The organism is Ruegeria sp. K3, assembly GCF_056531845.1.
Map to the genome: position 1 here is coordinate 19,436 of NZ_JBQFMM010000014.1, position 18,496 is coordinate 37,931.

The 18,496-nt window shown below is 55.8% G+C and carries 18 protein-coding genes; 8 read left to right on the plus strand and 10 right to left on the minus strand.

What is annotated here, in order from left to right; all coding sequences use genetic code 11:
• Nucleotides 1–274 precede the first annotated feature (274 nt).
• Complete coding sequence (locus ACR0MP_RS19930; protein WP_480887747.1) at nucleotides 275–1,330, plus strand: tyrosine-type recombinase/integrase; 1,056 nt, start codon at nucleotides 275–277, stop codon at nucleotides 1,328–1,330.
• Nucleotides 1,331–1,386: 56 nt separating this feature from the next.
• On the opposite strand, the gene ACR0MP_RS19935 is transcribed toward ACR0MP_RS19930, so the two are convergent.
• Both ACR0MP_RS19935 and ACR0MP_RS19940 read right to left on the minus strand, forming a co-directional pair.
• On the minus strand, nucleotides 1,387–1,731 hold the full coding sequence (locus tag ACR0MP_RS19935) for a type II toxin-antitoxin system RelE/ParE family toxin (protein ID WP_480887745.1): 345 nt from the start codon (nucleotides 1,729–1,731) through the stop codon (nucleotides 1,387–1,389).
• On the minus strand, nucleotides 1,728–1,985 hold the full coding sequence (locus ACR0MP_RS19940; protein ID WP_480887742.1) for a type II toxin-antitoxin system ParD family antitoxin: 258 nt from the start codon (nucleotides 1,983–1,985) through the stop codon (nucleotides 1,728–1,730). The genes ACR0MP_RS19935 and ACR0MP_RS19940 overlap by 4 nt, the downstream gene beginning before the upstream one ends.
• A gap of 353 nt (nucleotides 1,986–2,338) precedes the next feature.
• On the opposite strand from ACR0MP_RS19940, the gene ACR0MP_RS19945 reads away from it, so the two are divergent.
• The 6 genes from ACR0MP_RS19945 (at nucleotide 2,339) to ACR0MP_RS19970 (ending at nucleotide 7,199) form a co-directional block, all read left to right on the plus strand.
• Nucleotides 2,339–2,644, plus strand: coding sequence for a hypothetical protein (locus tag ACR0MP_RS19945; protein ID WP_480887740.1), 306 nt, complete (start codon nucleotides 2,339–2,341; stop codon nucleotides 2,642–2,644).
• Nucleotides 2,645–3,085: 441 nt separating this feature from the next.
• Complete coding sequence (gene repA, locus ACR0MP_RS19950; RefSeq protein WP_480893868.1) at nucleotides 3,086–4,267, plus strand: plasmid partitioning protein RepA; 1,182 nt, start codon at nucleotides 3,086–3,088, stop codon at nucleotides 4,265–4,267.
• Between the two features lies 1 nt (nucleotide 4,268).
• Nucleotides 4,269–5,252: a plasmid partitioning protein RepB gene (repB, locus tag ACR0MP_RS19955; RefSeq protein ID WP_480887739.1), complete on the plus strand. Its 984-nt coding sequence runs from the start codon at nucleotides 4,269–4,271 to the stop codon at nucleotides 5,250–5,252.
• A gap of 194 nt (nucleotides 5,253–5,446) precedes the next feature.
• Nucleotides 5,447–6,508, plus strand: a complete 1,062-nt coding sequence (locus tag ACR0MP_RS19960; RefSeq protein WP_480887737.1) for a helix-turn-helix domain-containing protein — start codon at nucleotides 5,447–5,449, stop codon at nucleotides 6,506–6,508.
• 128 nt (nucleotides 6,509–6,636) lie between these two features.
• A complete protein-coding gene (locus ACR0MP_RS19965) occupies nucleotides 6,637–6,921 on the plus strand; it encodes a hypothetical protein (RefSeq protein ID WP_170456398.1) in 285 nt (94 codons plus the stop codon).
• A complete protein-coding gene (locus tag ACR0MP_RS19970) occupies nucleotides 6,918–7,199 on the plus strand; it encodes a type II toxin-antitoxin system RelE/ParE family toxin (protein ID WP_170592490.1) in 282 nt (93 codons plus the stop codon). The genes ACR0MP_RS19965 and ACR0MP_RS19970 overlap by 4 nt, the downstream gene beginning before the upstream one ends.
• A gap of 220 nt (nucleotides 7,200–7,419) precedes the next feature.
• On the opposite strand, the gene ACR0MP_RS19975 is transcribed toward ACR0MP_RS19970, so the two are convergent.
• From ACR0MP_RS19975 to ACR0MP_RS20005, 7 genes are read right to left on the minus strand one after another with little or no spacing between them, the layout of a single operon-like run.
• Complete coding sequence (locus tag ACR0MP_RS19975; RefSeq protein ID WP_171127182.1) at nucleotides 7,420–8,805, minus strand: M20 family metallopeptidase; 1,386 nt, start codon at nucleotides 8,803–8,805, stop codon at nucleotides 7,420–7,422.
• Between the two features lie 12 nt (nucleotides 8,806–8,817).
• The gene (locus ACR0MP_RS19980) at nucleotides 8,818–10,224 is read right to left on the minus strand and encodes an amidohydrolase (RefSeq protein ID WP_480887735.1); all 1,407 of its coding nucleotides are present in this window, start codon (nucleotides 10,222–10,224) and stop codon (nucleotides 8,818–8,820) included.
• Between the two features lie 20 nt (nucleotides 10,225–10,244).
• Nucleotides 10,245–11,249 carry an ABC transporter ATP-binding protein gene (locus ACR0MP_RS19985; RefSeq protein ID WP_480887734.1) on the minus strand — a complete coding sequence of 335 codons (1,005 nt, stop codon included), beginning with the start codon at nucleotides 11,247–11,249 and terminating at the stop codon, nucleotides 10,245–10,247.
• The gene (locus tag ACR0MP_RS19990) at nucleotides 11,246–12,223 is read right to left on the minus strand and encodes an ABC transporter ATP-binding protein (RefSeq protein WP_480472948.1); all 978 of its coding nucleotides are present in this window, start codon (nucleotides 12,221–12,223) and stop codon (nucleotides 11,246–11,248) included. Before ACR0MP_RS19990 ends, ACR0MP_RS19985 begins: the two co-directional genes overlap by 4 nt.
• Nucleotides 12,220–13,143: an ABC transporter permease gene (locus tag ACR0MP_RS19995; protein WP_480472946.1), complete on the minus strand. Its 924-nt coding sequence runs from the start codon at nucleotides 13,141–13,143 to the stop codon at nucleotides 12,220–12,222. The genes ACR0MP_RS19990 and ACR0MP_RS19995 overlap by 4 nt, the downstream gene beginning before the upstream one ends.
• Nucleotides 13,140–14,117, minus strand: a complete 978-nt coding sequence (locus ACR0MP_RS20000; RefSeq protein ID WP_480473304.1) for an ABC transporter permease — start codon at nucleotides 14,115–14,117, stop codon at nucleotides 13,140–13,142. Before ACR0MP_RS20000 ends, ACR0MP_RS19995 begins: the two co-directional genes overlap by 4 nt.
• 60 nt (nucleotides 14,118–14,177) lie before the next feature.
• A complete protein-coding gene (locus tag ACR0MP_RS20005) occupies nucleotides 14,178–15,758 on the minus strand; it encodes an ABC transporter substrate-binding protein (protein ID WP_480472940.1) in 1,581 nt (526 codons plus the stop codon).
• Nucleotides 15,759–15,937: 179 nt separating this feature from the next.
• Here ACR0MP_RS20005 and ACR0MP_RS20010 point away from each other — a divergent pair, with 179 nt between their 5' ends.
• Nucleotides 15,938–16,849: a LysR family transcriptional regulator gene (locus tag ACR0MP_RS20010; RefSeq protein WP_170387145.1), complete on the plus strand. Its 912-nt coding sequence runs from the start codon at nucleotides 15,938–15,940 to the stop codon at nucleotides 16,847–16,849.
• Here ACR0MP_RS20010 and ACR0MP_RS20015 read toward each other — a convergent pair.
• A complete protein-coding gene (locus tag ACR0MP_RS20015) occupies nucleotides 16,846–18,387 on the minus strand; it encodes a M81 family metallopeptidase (RefSeq protein ID WP_480887732.1) in 1,542 nt (513 codons plus the stop codon). The genes ACR0MP_RS20010 and ACR0MP_RS20015 overlap by 4 nt on opposite strands.
• Between the last annotated feature and the right edge of the window lie 109 nt (nucleotides 18,388–18,496).

Here is an 18,496-nt window from a genome sequence, read left to right on the forward strand (position 1 = left end):
CTCACGGTTAAACCGCCACCGCAATATTGCGTCAGGGTTGGTCGAAAGCATGACAAACATGGGGAAGAGTGAAGTCAAGATTCCCGATTACGCTGTGAAACGTTACAAAGCCTATGAACCACGCGAGTTTACAAGCCCCCTTCCCTGTTTATGCGCATTATTGTAGTTTTTTGAGCTTTACTTTAGCCAGTCTATCAAATCTCTATTACACCTGATAAGTATCTCTTATTACGTATGATTGATCTCCTGCGAATTTGTGTGCAAAATAGGCCCCATGACAGCCCCTGCGCCTTATCTCCCCGCTGCCTCGCCTGCCCTGTCTCAGGCGGATCAGGAGGCGCTGACCGACCTTTATGTCCGCGGCACGCCACCCAACACTCTCAGGGCTTATGAGCGCGACCTGCTCTACATCACGGCGTGGAAGGCTGCGCGCTTCGGGTCAGCTCTGGACTGGCCGGAGCGCCAAGACATCGCGCTGGCCTTCATTCTCGATCACGCCCGCGATCTGAATGACGCACCAGAAACGGACGCGGCGCGCAAAACCGCAGAAGCGCTGATTGCTCAGGGGCTGCGCAAGTCCCTCGCCTGCCCTGCCCCTTCGACGCTGGACCGTCGCATTGCCTCCTGGCTGGCCTTCCATCGAATGAAGAACCTGACCAGCCCGTTTGGCGCGCCGCAGGTGAAGCAGGCCCGTGCCAAGGCGCGGCGGGCTGCAGCCCGGCCCCCTGCCCCAAAATCGCAGCACCCGATCACCCGGGATGTGCTGGAACAACTACTGGCCTCCTGCCGGGGCAGCCACCGGGATTGCCGCGACCGGGCAATCCTGATGCTCGGCTGGGCTTCTGGTGGTAGACGGCGCTCTGAGATCACGGCGCTGGTGCGGGAAGATGTTTCGCTGAAAGAGTTTGATGCCAAGGGCGTGATCTGGATTTCTCTTCTGGAGACCAAGACCACCACCAAAGGCGAGACGCCGCGGCTGGTGCTCAAGGGTCGCGCGGCCCAGGCGCTGGTCCATTGGATCGAGGTTGGACAGATTAAGAACGGGCCACTGTTCAGACCAGTCTCAAAAGCGGATCGTGTGCTGAAGCGCCGGCTCTCGCCGGACGCTATCCATCAGATCGTCAAACATCGCCTCCGGTTGGCCGGGTTGCCGGAGAACTTCGCCTCGCCACACGGTCTGCGTTCTGGGTTCCTAACCCAGGCCGCCCTGGACGGCGCTCCAATCCAGGCGGCCATGCGCCTCTCGCTGCACCGCTCCATGGCCCAGGCGCAGAAGTACTATGACGACGTCGATATCGCAGAAAACCCGGCGACTGACCTGTTGGGGTGAGCACTTACCGATTGTTTTTAAAAATCCCTTCCTGAAGAATGCTCTGGCCGCAACGCCTACGTCTTGTTTTCAGCAGCGTCTGTCAACGTGGCCAGCGCGGAAACATGTCGCGGCAGATCACAATGGGAGTGCAGGATATCGATTATGATCACGCTATCCGGCTGGTCCAGGTAAACCAGAAAGTGCTCCCCTGCCCTTACATACCTGAGATCAACCGCGTCATCGACCAATATGGAACAACTGCGGCTGGCCACCCTGCCCTCTGTGATGGCTTGGCAGCGCGCTATCAGTTCTTGTTCATAAAGATCGGCTTGATGCGGTCCAAACTTATCGATGGTCCATCGGGCAATTTCAACCAAGCTGGCTTCAGCGCGGCGTGTCAGTCGAAAGGGTCTAGTCACGCTTTGGTTCGTGCCGTTGCAAAGGCACGACGGATCGCATCCAAACCGCTGCCTTCTGCCAGATCTCCAGCCTGAGCCTGCGTCACACCCTCTTGCAGGCCTTGTTTGAGAGACACCAGTCCCGCTTCTTCCCGCTCCAGAAGACGAAGGCCGGCGCGCAGTGCTTCACTGGCGTTCTGATAACGACCTGACGCAACCAGATTCTGCACGAGTTGATCCTGAGATTCTGTAAGTACGACATTGCGGGTTACCATGGCCTTAGCCTCCTCTATGGCAATATATGCCAACGAAGAAGCTGGTTCAACAGTAGAGGCTTCCACAACCGTTAACTTGATCAAGCTGATCTTATGGCGTGCCTGACTTATCAAACAGGCGCTCTCAGCCGTGGCTGAGTTAACCATCGCCCTCCGCTTTCGTACATTCCAAACACGGGGCCGTCCTTCTTGCCACGAACGCCACTCATCCGATCGCCCGCGAAATTTTCGAACAGCAGATGGTCACCAGCCAATGTTAGCGTCGGGGCTGCCGTGACCGGACCATCCTGTTACTGGACTGACATCGGATAGATGGCAGTATTCGGTGTTCGGCGAGCTATTTGCGAGGGGAAATGTCGCTGAAGGAATTCAACGAGAACGACCAAATTTATGTCTCGCCGCTGGTAGTCGAGACCACCCAAAAGGGCGAGGCTCAACGGTTGGTGCGCAAGGGTCGCGCAGCAAAGCCGCTGACGCGTTGGATCGAAGTGGGCCAGATCGAGGACCGCCTCCTGTTTCACTCGGTCTTGAATTCTGACTGGATGCGGACACGCCGCCTCAACCTGGACGCCATCGCCCAGATCGTCAAACACCGACTGAAGGTGGCAGGACTACGAAGGATTAGGCCTCACCGCATTGGCTGCGTTCGGGTTTCCTGACCCAAGCCACGCTGAACGGCGCCCCGCCCTGGCAAGTCAGTGAACTTGTCGGCACCTGTCAAGAATACCCACCAATTCGGGTTTGAGCGGCGTGAGGCTCAACGCTCATTTGATTTAATCATCTGCAACATGAGCAAACTGAGCGCATTGCAGTATTTCTGGCAGGATTTCGCTAGGCTATAAGGACAAAGTTGTCGACGTCAGGTAACCCTCTGAACTGGAACTTCGAAGCCAAACTTTTACTGTAACCATGCAACCTCCAAGCGCCTCTTAAATACCCAATGGAGACGTGAGTTAACAGCTGTTAACTTCAGAACGCTTGTGTAGGCTTCGTAGCGACCCACAAGTTATTGATTTTTCTCTTGACATGAATCGGAATACGAGTGCCTAAATGTACTCAAGTTGCGCAACCAAACAAAAATGAGCAGGAAAACTGCAACTATGCTACAGACCACACCAATTGCTGCGACGACGCAGTCTCACGTTACACGTGAAATCTCTGATCGTCTACAAGTTGCACTGACGACCCACTTAACTCAGGCGTATTCTCCTGAGTTATCAAAGACCCTCCGACTCTTCAGCGCGACGGAGGTTGCCGATCTGTTTGGCACAACCGGACAGTTCTTGCGAAAGGGCCATGCTGAGGGCTCTCTTCCAGAGCCGGAAGTCAACAAGAACGGCCGTCGCTTTTACTCCGGAGCCGAAATCAAAGCGATGCGCCAGATCCTTGAAGGCAGTTCCAGAAAGCCCGGAAAGTACCTTCCCGGCCGTCGCGATGCCGACCAGCTTCAGGTCATTCAACTCATGAACTTCAAGGGTGGCAGTGCAAAATCCACCTCAGCCATTCACCTTTGCCACTATCTTGCACTTCAAGGTTATCGCGTTCTGGCTATCGACCTTGACCCACAAGGCAGCTTGACCGGATTCTGCGGAATTCAGCCAGAAATCGAGTTTGAGGGGAATTCGATCTATGATGCTCTGCGCTACGAGGACCCGGTCTCGATGTCCGAGTGCATCCGGACCACTTACTTCCCTGGCTTAGATCTTTCCCCCGCCCAGTTGATCCTGTCAGAGTTTGAAACAGAAACCGCTGTCTACGCCCGAAAAGGCGTTCCCTTCTATAATCGGCTTGCCAGCGCAATCGAAGAAGTCGAAGCAAACTACGATGTAATCATTATCGATAGCCCGCCTTCTTTGGGATTCCTGACGCTGGCAGGATTGTTTGCGGCAACATCTGTGATTGTGCCGCTGACACCGAGCATGTTGGACGTTGCCTCCACGCAGCAGTTTCTTGAAATGACATCGGCATACCTGGAAGAGTTTGAGAACTCCGGGATTCCGATAGTCCATGACAATTTCCGGTTCCTCATAACGCGGGACGACCCCTCGGATACCCCATCACAGCAAATTGTAAGTCTGATGCGGGCGCTGTTTCAGGATCGGGTGATCGGAGCAACTGCGCTGCGAAGCACGGCGATTGCCGATGCCGCGATGCTGAAAATGACAATGTACGAAGTTGTTCGATCAGAAATGACACGGTCAACCTATGACCGCGCCCGATCAAGCATGGATGCCGTCGGGCACGAAGTCTCAAACATGATTCAAACCGCGTGGGGCCGTTGAAATGGCACTTAAACAAAACAAAACCAGCATGGCTGCAGCGATTGCGGCGGCAGCCGGAAACCCGCCCATTCCGCCTACGAAAACCGAGCGTGCCAATGCCGCGCTTCCACGAGGCACCATAGCTTCTGTTCGTGTTGGCGCCGGCGGAATCCAAGAAATCGATACCTCGCTCATATTGCCTTGGGGTCCGAAGGACAGGCTTGGAGTGGAGTTAACACCTGTTAACTCAAAAGCCGAGCCGAACGTCGATGCCGCTGTTCTAGAATTAGCCGAAAGCATCAGTGAAGCAGGCGGCCAACAGGTTCCGGTCCTCTTGCGCCCATCCGAGGAGGTAGATGGTCACTTCGAGGTTATTTACGGCCGCCGTCGCATCCTGGCCTGTCAGCATCTGAACCAGCCTGTACGCGCGCTGGTACGGACTCTCGATGACAAAGAGGCGCTTCAGGCGAAAGGTCTGGAGAACTCTTCCCGTGTTGATCTAAGTTATTATGAGAGGGCTCGGTTCGCCCGCGAAATTCTAAACCAAGGATATGACCGCTCGGAAGCGATCACAGCACTTGCGATATCCAAGAATACGCTGTCGCAATTGGAGCGGATCACCAACGACATTCCTGACGATCTCGGGGATATGATTGGGCCCGCGCCGAAGTCTGGTCGCCCGAAATGGACTGTTCTCGCTGAAGCATTGCGAAAGAAGGCAATAACAGCAGATAGCGCAAAGAAAATTCTGGAAAAGCTCAACGCATCTGATTCCGACGATCGATTGAACGGGCTCTTAAGTAGCTTAACCCCTAAGAAAGAAGCACAAGAAATCCGACCGGCACCAGACGTTGTCATCAAGACCAGCAACTCCACGGTGAACATGACGATCAAAAGATCAGGAGAGAATGAAGCCTATGCGCGTTGGCTTGAGGAAAACCTTGGTCAATTTATTCAGGAATCCTACGAGCGTTTCAAAGAAGGCGCTGAGGAAAAAGCGAGTTAACAACTGTTAACTCTACATGAGGCAACGAGCAAAAGGAGGAAGCAAAAAGAAACCCCCGAAACCTAAGGCTCCGAGGGCTGAAAACCAACTAGTGGTTGTAGATTTGACACCTAAACCCTAACAGCCCGCGAATCACGAGACAACAAAAAACGCCTCTGGGTGAACAGGTTTTCTTTGTCTGCTGACATAAAATCATGAAAACAGTAACAGCATTGGCTCCAAACGGAGCAACCTTGTCGGGAACGGCAGGGCAGGGGGGTAGTACGCCTAAAAAATGGATGCTTCTTCGAGCAGTTGAGGAAGCCAGAGAACCGCTTGGGCTTAACTCCACGTCTCTCAATGTCCTAAGAGCTATGGTTTCCTTTATGGGCGGAGACCATATTTCTTCAGATCAGGATGACCATCACATTTGCTTCGCTTCCAACGTGGCAATCGCAAAACGAACCCATGTCAGTGTTCAAACTGTTGAGCGCCATATCTCGGCGTTGGTTGAGCTTGGACTTATCCGTCGCGTCATGAGCGCGAACGGCAAACGTTGGGTGCGCCGGGACCGACAGGGAAGGGTGGTAACCGCAACTGGGCTCTCCTTAATGCCTTTGTCTGAACGGCACACTGAGTTCATCCAGCAAGCACAGAGGCATGCTGATCGAGTTCTGGAGTTCACTGTACTCCGCGACAAGGTTTCCGCCGCTCTGGCGCGCCTTAGGGAACTCGTAGCAAATGATACCGCGATCTCTGATTTGATGACCACCGTACGCAATGCTCTGCGTCGCAAACCAGATTCAAATGTACTAGGCGAACTCCTGGCGGAAATCTCTGTGGAAATCTCCCAGATAACACAGGCAGATACAGAAATTTTGAGGGCCAATGACCATGAAAATGAGGGGCACAAAGAGGACTCTTTGAATCCGATAGTTAAGAAAGAAAAACATTCTCAGATTCAAGTTTCTCCAGATCAAATGGAGCGCAGCTTTCCACGTTTGTGCTCGGAACTTCGCTTTGCCCGGGATCAGGCACATTGTAACCGTCTTATGGACGATATAGCCGAATACCTACGATTTGGTCAGACTTGGTATGCTATGAAATCGACACATAGTGCTGCTCTCCGTTTTATGGTTTTGGGATACATTTTCCAACGAGCGGAGAACATAAGATCCCACCAAGCCTATTTGATTTCTCTGACCTCCAAAATCGATCGGGGAGACATGCAGCCATTCGCTTTGTTGAAGCAAAATACAAAGAAACCACAGAAGTGAGGGCCGTACCTTTGAAATCTCATCTCGCTCATGAGCTCAGAGCAACAGATATCATTCATGCCAACGTCTATTGAGAATAGAGTGCCAATGTATTACATTGTACTACATACCGGAAACAGGTGATTGCGATGAGTACCAGCCCATATTCAATCCGTCTCGATGAAGACTTGAGAAAGTCCCTGGAACGAGAAGCTGCGATCGAAGATCGGCCACCAGCACAACTAGCGGTACGGGCAATCAGAATGATGCTGGAATCCAAGGCAGCAAAACGTGCAGCCATTGATGCGGCTGTTGAAAAGGCAGATCTAGGAAAGTTCATCACGGCAGACGAAATGAATGCTTGGATAGACAGCTGGGATACCGAGAATGAGCTCTCTGCTCCGGTTGCAAGCGGGCAATCCAATAGCCAATGAAAATTGTATTTCTCGAAGATACGGCCCGGGACATTCAATGGTTCCGTTACTACTACACGTCAGTTTTTCCTGAAGGCAGCGAAAGGGCACGAGCTCAGCTCAAAGCCATTCAGCTTACTCTCGCAGCCAACCCTTATGCAGGTCACCCGAGTGACACACGCCAAGACATACGGGAGCTTTCAGTGCCGCGAACCCCATTCACGTTAATCTATCGTGTAATGCCCACTCAAATAGAAATTCTGCGTCTCTGGGATACCCGGCAGGGCGCAGACTATTAAAACCCGGAGTCTAAACTGGCGGCATCAGCCGGGCAGGGTAGGGGGCAAGCAACCGAACCTGTTTTGTTGTTTGACCTCTAGCTTCTGCACAAAGGGCGGACAGCTGACTTTCGCTGCATATGCGAGAGCAACTCTACCAATCTGTGAAAGCGGTCATTTACAGTCAGATATGCGATACCCGCCCGATCCAGGTACGGATGAAGTCCTTTGTGGCGCGGGATCAGAGCGACCTGGCAAGGTCGCCAATATCCCAAAAAAGCCCGGCCATTGCGCGCAATGCATCACGCGAAACTGACTTTAACACGTGCTCGTTTGGCGCGTGCTGCGAACAGCCGCGATAGGAGTGCGGCACCCAAACCGTTGGGAGACCGAGCAAATCGGAAAAGACCTCGTTGGGCAAGGAACCGGCGAGATTTGGCAGGACATGGGGTGGCTTCCCACACGTTTTTTCAAGCGAACGCGCGACAAAAGACACCCACGGATGGTTGGGCGACGTTCGCGTTGCATCAAAGAAGCTGCGGTCGTGAGGCTTGATCTGAACGATCTCAAAACCTCTCGCATCAAGGTGGCGTCGAAGGGCGGGCAGGATATCGGATTGGTTAGTGCCAACAACGAAGCGGAGCTGGCAGGCGGCTATGGCAAATCCCGAGATCGCATTGACCGGTGCCTCGGGGACACCGCTTTTCATTGCGAGGACCGCAAAACTGTTCCAGCCGAAGACGCGCTCGGCCGGTGTCAGACCTTCCTCTCCCCAATTCTCGTCAATCTTCGGACCGCCATCCCCGCCAACCGGCAAGTTGCGCAGGGCGTCCCGGATGTCTTCAGTCAGGCTGGTCGGCCGCCACTCTGGTATTAGGATTTGGCCCCGCACATCGGTGATCGTCGAGAGGGCTTGTGCAAGGATCATCGCGGGGTCGGCAAGCAAACCGCCCCAGTTACCCGAATGGTGCGCGCCGTCTCTTAGATCAACGATGAGGTCGAACGAATTGCCGCCCCTTGCCCCCATGAACAACGTGGGCGTGTCGGACTGAAGGCGCGGCCCGTCCGATGCGATCAGGACGTCTGCGGCTAGGTTGTCTTTGTGCTTGGCGCAAAACTCCGACAACCCCGGTGATCCCATTTCTTCGCCCATTTCAATGAGAATGCGCATGTTGAAACCGAGCGCTCCGCGGGCCTCAATGACAGCGCTCAGCGCCGCCAAATTGATGAGATGCTGCCCCTTGTTGTCGGCGGTTCCCCGTCCATAGAGGCGGTCGCACTCGTCAACCAATCGAAATGGGTAAAGCCCGTCGCGCCATTGATCTGTTTGCGCGCGGATCACGTCGCCATGCCCATAGGACAGGATTGTCGGACGCGTGTCGTCCTCGATGCGCTCTGCAACTAAGATCGGTCCGGCATCGTGCACAGGGTTCGGGTAGATTTCACAGGAGAACCCGAGTCTGCTCAGGCGCGGAACGAGGGCTTCCTCAAGATAGCGCGGAAGCTCCGCGGCTTTTTCTTGTGTCTGGCTCTCCGTCTCATGGGCAACCAGTTCGCTAAGTTCTGTTGCAAATTGACCGGTGTCGAAAAACTGGGCGGCGTTGTCTATTGCAGAGGCGCGGGTCACGGTTGTTTTGCCTCAGACAGGTGGACGCACGTCGTCCGGGATCGGACATGTGTAAGGTGTTTGGCCCAGATGGTCTTGATGCGTCGCGCATGCAGCTTCGATGCGCGAGGGATCCTCAACCAGTCGACAAGCTGTCGCGGCCATTGCTTTTGCCGCGTAGACCATGCCTTTGTGAGCCGCGGGCGCCTTGCCTTGTGCCACTGTTTGCCACGTATGAAACGGCGTTCCTATAGCACAGGTGGCAACTCGTGCCTGAACGGTTGGGACTGCCCAACTCACGTCGCCAACATCTGTCGAGCCTTCGCCGCCATCGCTGTGGCGATCAAGAGGTGCGATGAAGTCGCAGAGTGCGAGATTTTTTTTGGGCTTAGCACCGATCCGCTTGAAGGTCGTATTGATGTCAGCGGCGGTTAATGTGGTCTGAATGTCGCGGGCAAAACTGAGATCTGCCTCGTCAAAGGCAACGGGTCCAAGTTTCTCTAGCTCGTGCTGCATGGTTTCTTCCAAAGGACGGTTGCCAAGCAGGTTTGAGACGCCGGAAAAGACCTGGCTGGTAACTTGCGTTCCTGTCATCAGCGCCGCGCCGTCCGCGATCTTTCGGACGCGCGTGACCAAATCGGCGAGGTCCGGTAGCGAGCTGGCGCGGACGAGTTGGCGCACTGTGGCCTTGGCTTGCACCACGTTCGGCGCTACGCCACCTGCATCGAGATAGGCGTAGTGCACCCGAGCGCTGTCGGGCATGTGCTCGCGCAGATAATTCACACCGATGTTCATCAGTTCAACCGCATCAAGCGCGGACCGGCCCAATTCAGGCGCGCCAGCAGCATGGGCGGCTTTTCCATGAAAAGTGAAGTCGATCCGGGTGTTCGCGAGCGATTTGGCCTCATTCACGCCTGTGAAGGTTGCCGGATGCCAGGAGATGGCCGCGTCGACATCATCGAACAGTCCTTCGCGCACCATGTACGTTTTGGCCGCGCCCCCTTCTTCAGCGGGGCAGCCATAGTACCGCACACGGCCCTTAATGCCGTTTTCGGCCAGCCAGTCTTTCACCGCCGTCGCGGCCAAGAGTGCGGCGGCCCCTAAAAGATTGTGACCACACCCATGCCCGTTGCCGCCCTCTTCAAGCGGCTGATGTTCAGCCACACCTGGCGCCTGGCTCAGATATGGCAGCGCATCGAACTCGCCGAGGATGGCAATCACCGGACCCTCGTCTCCTGCTTCGCCAATCACGGCCGTAGGAATGCCAGCTGCGTTCTCTGTTATCTTGAAGCCCTGAGCGCGTAACATCTGCACATGTTCGGCGACGGACTTGTACTCGGCATAAAGCGTCTCGGGCGTGTCAAAGACTCGATCTGACAAGGCGCTAAAATCATCACGATGGCGGTCGACGTGGTCCCAGATCGGATCGGCGTTTTTCAAGGGGCTCTCCAGCTTCTCGTTCAAACGGTTTCGGCGTGTTCCAGCAGGCAAGCCGTTTCGCGCCCGCCGCGCCCCGCTTTCAGTTCAGGAACAGTGGTGCGGCACTCAGCGGTCGCCACCGGGCAACGCGGGTGGAAGGTACATCCAGATGGCGGATCGAGCGGCGACGGAATTTCCCCCTCAATCGGGGCAAACTCACGCCGGCGCTGATCAAGGCGCGGAGCCTCTGCAAGCAGCGCTTTCGTGTAGGGATGGCGTGGGTCCAAAAAAATTTCCTCAGTCGATGCGCTCTCGACAATGCGGCCCAGATACATGATCGCCACGCGGTCGGCGATGTGTTCGACGACGCTCAGGTCATGGCTGATGAACAGATAGGTCAGGCCCAGCTCTTCGCGCAGATCCATGAACAAGTTGATAACCTGCGCCTGGATCGACACGTCCAGCGCAGCGATGGCTTCGTCGCAGACAAGGAACTTCGGCTTCACGGCGAGCGCACGTGCAATTCCAATCCGTTGCCTCTGACCGCCGGAAAACTGATGCGCGTAACGCCGCTTGAGCGACGGGTCGAGGCCGACCTTGCGCATCACGTCGTCCACGTATTCCGCACTCTCTGCCTTGCGGACGATCCCATGCATACGCGGTGCTTCGCCGATGATATCTTCGACGCGCATTCGCGGATTTAGGCTGGCAAAGGGGTCCTGGAAGATCATCTGAATTGCGAGGGTCGCCGCGCGTTTGTCGGTGCCGTTCAACGTCGCAACATCTTTGCCTCCGTAGAACATCTGTCCGTCACTTGCAGGGTGAATGCCGGCAACAACACGTCCCAAAGTGGACTTGCCGCAGCCGGATTCGCCGACCAATCCCAGAACCTCACCCTTTTGAATCGACAGATTCACGTTATCGACAGCATGGACCGTTTCTTCCCGGATGTTTGCGCCAAGTCGCTGTGCGATTTTCCCCGCGACGTCCAAACGTTTGGTGAAGCGCTTCGAAACGCCTCGGATTTCAACGAGCGGCTCACTCAAAGCGTCGTCTCCTTGGTGCGTTGCGGATTGAAACAGCGAAGGCTGCGGCCATCCACGTCCTTAATCGGGGGGCGCTTGGAACACGCTGCCGTTCGGGCCTGACAACGCGGTCCAAAGGCGCATCCTTCAGGCAGGGCGAGCATGTTTGGCGTCATCCCTTCGATCTGGAACAAACGCTGCCCGCGCCGGTTCGCCGTCGGAACCGATCCGAGAAGCCCGACCGTATAGGGATGCAACGGACGGTCGATAACATCGTCGATACTGCCTTGCTCAACGATCCGTCCTGCGTACATCACCGAAATCCGGTCCGCGAGCCCTGCCACAACGGCAAGGTCATGCGTGATCCAGATCATCGCGGTTCCCGTGCGTTTCGTCAGCTTCTGTGCCTCGTGGATGATCTGCGCCTGAATTGTCACGTCGAGCGCTGTCGTCGGCTCGTCGGCAATAATGAGGTCCGGCTGGTTCAAGAAGGCTGTCGCAATCGCCACGCGCTGCCGCATCCCACCGGAAAGCTGATGCGGATAGGCTTGCAATCGCTCTTCCGGCGATGGGATGCCAACCAAACCAAGCGCATCACGGCTTCTTTCCCAGGCGGTTTGGCGGCTTACGTTTTCATGGGCGAGAATGGCCTCGATCATCTGCGTATCGACGCGCAGGACCGGGTTGAGAGTCATCATCGGATCCTGAAAGATCATCGAGATTCGGTTGCCACGCAAGGTCTTGAGTCGCTCTTCCGGTGCGTTCGCGATCTCGTCACCATTAAAACGGATTGACCCATCGACGATGCGCCCGGGAGGATCGATCAGCCCAAGGATGGAAAACCCGGTGATCGACTTGCCCGACCCGGACTCACCCACCAGACCCATTACCTCGCCCTTGGAGACGGTGAAATCCACACCATCTACGGCCTTGACCACACCCGCGTGCGTGAAGAAGTGGGTCTTTAGCCCGCTGACTTCGAGTACTGCCGTCATTTCTTCAACCTCGGGTTCAAAACATCGCGCAAATGGTCGCCCACAAGGTTGATGGACACGACCGTCAGCAAGAGCGCGATGCCGGGGAAAACGGATATCCAGTAGCGCCCGGACAGCATGTACTCGAAGCCATTTGCGATCAGCACCCCAATCGACGGTTCAGTCTGTGGAAGGCCTACGCCAAGAAACGAAAGCGTCGCTTCCAATGAGATTGCGCTGGCGGTTTGCACCGTGCCAACGACGATCAGAGGCGCCATGCAATTCGGAAGGATATGGCGAAAGACGATCCGGGGTCGCGATATTCCAAGGCATTGCGCGGCTTCGACATATTCCTTGCCACGCTCGACAAGCGCGGTCGCGCGAACCGTGCGGGCGTAATAAGCCCATTGCGCGATCACGAGGGCGAGGATGATCTTGTCGACACCCTTACCAAGTGCCGCAACCATCATCAGCGCAACAAGCGATGCCGGGAACGACAGTTGAAGATCCACGATGCGCATGATGAACGCTTCGGTCCGGCCTCCGGCGTAGGCCGCGACCAGACCGATCGCCATACCGATCAGAAGGGCAATCACCCCAGATGCAAGCCCAACGGTCAGAGAAATACGCAAGCCATAGAGAATTGCCGAGTAGAGATCGCGTCCAGACCCGTCCGAACCGAGCCACATCGTGTATCCGTCGAATGCTTCGGAACCTGGAGGCAAGCGCCCATCCATGACGCTGACCTGGCCAAGATCGTAGGGGTTCTGCGGCGTGATCCAGGGTGCCAGGATGGCCAGCAGAACGATGATCAGGAATATGCCGAGCGCCGCTGTTGCGATCCTGCTTTCGAAGAACTCGGCCCGAAATCGCTGGAACGGCGTCTCGACTTTAGGGGACTTGGCGGGGGTCAGAGAATGATCTGTGACGGTGTCGGTCATGCGCCCTGATCCTGCAAACGAACCCTCGGATCGAGGATCGAGTAGAGTATGTCGACGATCAGATTGATCAGCACGAAGAACAGTACGATGATCATCAGATAGGCGACGACGACAGGCCGATCCAATTGCAGTATTGCGTCGATCAGCAGTTTGCCCATTCCCGGCCACGCGAAGATTGATTCAGTCACCACCGAGAACCCGATCAAACTACCGAATTCGAGGCCCATGACGGTCACTACCGGGATCATGATGTTTTTCATTACATGCACCAGAATGATGCGTCGGGTCGAAAGCCCTTTGGCCCGGGCATACTTCACGTAATCCTGTCCCATCGCTTCCCGGACACCCGCTCGGGTAAGGCGGATTGCCAGTGAAATCTTAAGAAGCGCTAGGTTGAGAGCAGGCAGGAAGATGTGGCTCAACCCATCGAGCGTAAAAAGGCTGCTGTGAATCCCAAGAAACGAGCCGATATCGCCGCGCCCTGTCGCTGGGAGCCATCTAAGTTCTACGGCAAACAGCATGATGAGCATAAGCCCGACCCAGAAGGTCGGCAGCGAAAACCCAAGGATTGAGCCAGCCATAATGCCCTTGGACAGCGGGCTGTCGGGATAGAGCCCGGCATAAAGACCCAATGGAATACCGATCACGATAGCAAGAAAGAGTGCACTGAAGGCCAGTTCCATCGTGGCAGGCATATGGTGCAGGATCAGTTTGAGCGCGGGCTCACCGAAGACGAAACTGTCGCCGAGGTCACCCTGTGCAGCACCTTTGAGGAACAACCAGTACTGTTCCCAAATAGGCCGATCCAATCCAAGCCGTCGAATTGCAGCTTCGATGTCAGCCTGATCCGCGTCGGGGCTGACCAGCATGTAGACCGGGTCACCAACGATATTGACGCCGAAAAAGACAATCACCGACATCAGGAAGACAACAAGCATTGCTTGCTGCAATCGGCGAATGACAAAAACGGTCATGAGGACATTCCCTGGGCAAAGGCTCCGGGCCGCTGCGAAGGCGGCCCGGATGCATTGCGATTACTCTTTCACGACGCCTGTCGCGAGAGTGTATTCGTCGGTCCGAGGGATGTAGCTCAGACCTTTTTTGGCCGCCCAGGTGTTGACCTGGAAGTGCGTCGGAATGATCGCCACGTTCTCGATCGCGCGCTCTGTCGCCGCGGCGAGCAGTTCCTGCCGCTTTGCGTCATCGACTGTTCGCAGGGCTTCTTCGATCAGTGCGTCGGTTTCAGCATCCGAGTGCCGGCCACGGTTCGATGATCCAAAGCCCGCATCCTTGTCATGGGTGTGGATCAGCGATTTGAGAGGCGAGGACGCTTCGCCGGACCCCGCGCCCCATCCGACGAGGATAAAGCTGAACTCCGGCAGACCCTCTGGGCTGCCTTTGGACGCGCGTCCAAAGTATACCGAACGCGGCATTGTTTCGACGGCTGTCTTGATGCCAACACGGGTCAACATTTGCGCAATTGCCTCGGCAATTTTGGCGTCGTTGATGTAACGGTCATTCGGCCCATGGATTGTCATTTCAAATCCATCGGGATAACCGGCTTCAGCCAGAAGCGCTTTAGCACCGTCCGGGTCATAAGCCACGACGTCCAGATTGTCGGACACGCCAAAGAACCCCTCGGGCAGAAGCTGGCCGGCGGGCAGGGCAACCCCCTCCATGACACGCTCAACGATTGCATCGCGGTTGATCGCCATGCTGATCGCCTTGCGGACGCGGACGTCCATGAGGGGGTTCTTGATATCGCCGCCACCGTTGGCCTTCACAAAGGGTGAATCCTCGCGGAATTGGTCCATGTGAAGATAGATCACTCGGTTGGACACGCCCTGGCTCAGCTGGATACCATCATTGCCCTGAAGTGTTGTGATATCGGTCGTTGGTACGCCCGATATCATGTCGACGTCACCGGCAAGAAGCGATGCAACACGGCTCGGACCGGACGTGATTGGGCGGAATTCCACCTCGGACCAGATCGGCGCGTCACCCCAGTAGTCGTCGTTCCGCACCAGTACGATGCTTTCACCCGGTGTGTAACTTTGGAACTTGAACGGCCCTGTGCCGATGGCGGCCGTACCCGCGTTGAAGTCTTCCGTCGTTGCTTCGCAGCCCACTTCTGAGATCACAGGGATCGTGGAAATGTCATTGCCCATCAACGGATAAGGTGCGGCCGTTTTGAAGTGCACCGTGTAGTCATCGATCTTGATGACTTCCTTACCCTTTAGATAGGTGCCGTATCCCGATGGAGAGTTCGGTACGTCCGGCGCACGCGCCATGGTGCAGACTACATCGTCCGCCGTAAAGTCACTTCCGTCGTGAAACTTTACGCCCTCACGCAGCTTGAACTCCCAAGTCAATTCATCAATCGGCTCCCATGACACGGCAAGACCCGGCGATAGGCGCTGCTTCTCATCCTGCGCGATCAGCCGGTCAAAGATGTGCACGGACATCGCGTTGTTCGGACCCAGGTTGTGAAAATGCGGATCGAGTGACGTCGGCTCCGAAGCGAGGCCGATCGTTAGTTTTTCGGCCGAAACAGCACCGGCGCCGAAAGCCAAAATGCTGACAGCGACGGCTGTCGCAGATGTGAGTTTCCTCATCAAAAAGACTCCCTGTTTGTTTGGCGCTTGTGAATGGGCGAATCTTTGGCCGATCCCGCGCCCTATAAAAAAACTAGCTACCGCAAAAATCATTGCCAATACTTATTGCTATGCGACTTTGCATAGACCAATCCAAGAGTTTGGATGTTCAGCCGCTCGTACCGGGGGAGTAATGTAGCATGACGGAACACAGACACAGACTGCGCGAGTTCGAGTCGCTAAGAGCCGTGATCACGACTGGGACAACCATCGGCGCCGCGCGGCGTCTCGGGATTTCGCAGTCTGCCGTGAGCCGGTCCTTGTCACAACTCGAGGCCCGTGTTGGGCGATCGCTCTTTCTCCGGCGATCGGGACGTATCGACCCAACAGACGAAGCCTTGCGTCTCAACGAAAAACTGGACCCAATTTTCGAGACGCTGGCGGACATTGAGGGCGCAGAATGGGCTACTCCGGATAACGAGCCGTTACGCCTGATCGTGCCGCCGACTCTGGCACATCACTTTGTCATCTCCAGGGTGGCCAGTTTTCTCAAGAAGAATGAAGGAAAGCAGCTTCAATTGGATATTCAGGCCACGGACGTGCTGGTCGCCGGCATTCTCGACCTCCGCTATGATCTTGGTTTGACGAGTGCGATGATCCAACGAACGGGTGTTCATCTCATGCCTTGGCGCCGCAGTCAGGTGGTCTGCGCCATGCCGAGCAACCATCCGCTATCGGAAAAACGAGTGGTGACGCCGCACGACCTTGAAGGCGTCGCGCTGATCGAGTTTCTGCGAAGGCTGGGGACGCGAGCGATCACCGAAAAGATCTTTGCGCGCGCTGGAATTCGGCCGAAACAAGTCGCAGAAACGGCAACGAACATGGCCGCACTGGAGCTCGTCCGCGAGGGTTTGGGCGTGACGCTGATCAATCCCTTCCCGTTGTTGTCGTCAGGGATGGAAGGTGTCGTCGTCAGGCCATTTGACGCCGCCATTTTTTATGACACGAGCTTTGTACTTCCATCAGGCAGGCCACCTTCTCAGCTTGCCCGCCAGTTCATGCAATTTGTCAAGTTGACGACGCCGCAGGACAAATACTCAGAGCCCGTCTAGCGCAGCATCTTAGCCGACCAAGAGGTGTCGACGTCCATCGGAAAGTTCGGTCGTGGCAAATTCGCAAACGGCCAGCGGTCGTGAACTGGCGACGTAAGCCCGCCCGTGTCGACCTCAAATACCTGGTTTGGCCCAAACCAGTTGGAAAACCCGGCCCGAAAGTGGCCTCGGGATTTCACAACAACAGTCCGGGCAGACGCAATATCCAGCCCGAACATATGAAAGAACACGGGGTCGGCAGTCTGTGTGCGATCGGTGATCACCACCACGGTGATACCACCAATACGAAGCGCAGCGGATGGCCCTAGGGCCAATCTCCGACCAGCCGTCATGCCCAGTTCACCTACCACATCTCCATTATGGAGACCCAAGACCTCTGCATCCACCTCAAAAGGCACATCCCATTGCGCCCAGAAAGCGCTGGAATCGGAAGACCGGTTGAATCGTGCCCTGAATTTGCCGCCGACACCGATGCCATGGGCTTCGTTCGCAAGTTCCGGATCACAAAAGGAACCGAATAGGCATTCTTCGACTTTTGCCGCATGAAGAGCGGCTATCAGTTCCGTCGTCCTGCCACTGCCGCCGCCACCAGGATTGTCACCGGCATCGGAGAAAATCACAGGCGTGCGCGCTTGGTCAGCGGAAATTGAGATCGCTTCCGTCACGGATGTCAGTTTCCGAACGAAATCCTTCCTCAATGACCAGGCCATGTCTGCCAATTCTTCCGCCAGTGCATTGGCCGCCTTCTGGTCCTCACGCGCGGTGACAACGATGCTCAGACCGTTGTCGGGCGTGTCGGAGAAAAGAAAATTACCGAAGATCGATACGTTTAGAATCTCACCTCGACCTTCGGCTTGTCGTCGCTGACCATGGTCGATCAGCGCGCCATACGGGTGCTCGGCACTTAGCAGGGTCACGGATGCCGGAACAAGAGGCAGTTTAACATGCGCGGTTTGGGGCCGGACGCCCGACGCCAAAACCCGGCGCAGCGAAAAGGCGGCTTCCTCGCCACGTTCTATTTGATCGACGTGAGGATTGGTCCGATAGCCGACGATCAGGTCACAGGCATCGACCATCCGTTGTGAGATATTTGCATGCAAATCGAGTGTCGCGATGACAGGTACGTCCGGTCCGACAACTCTCCGAATGCGTGACATCAACAAACCGTCGGGGTCGTGGTCGTGCTCGGCAACCATCGCGCCGTGATTGCAGATGTAGACTGCGTCGACAGGGCCAGCTGAGCGAAGCATGTCTTCCGAAGTCACCATGATCTCTTCGATCACGGTTTTTCGTACTGGACCTGCGGGATGGCAGGCTGCCAAGATACAGGGTACCGGCGTCCAGTCGCCCGTAGCATCCATCGCCCGGACAAAGGCCGCAAATTCTATTGCCAGCTTTGGTGTCGCGGATCTGGCTTCAGACATCAAAGCATCGCTTGTAAGCCATGTCAGAGACTTAAAGTCTGACAAATCAGCCGGGGGTGCAAAGCGATTTGACTCGAGAATTGCGCCAAGGAGGGCGATCTTTGGAGCCGTCATGCGAGAGGCCTTTGGAAATGCAACACAGTGCGAGGAAACATGAGTAGGTGATTTCAATCAAGATATCATGCGTCTTCTCTGTTCTAGGAAAACCACTGCCGCCTTGCGT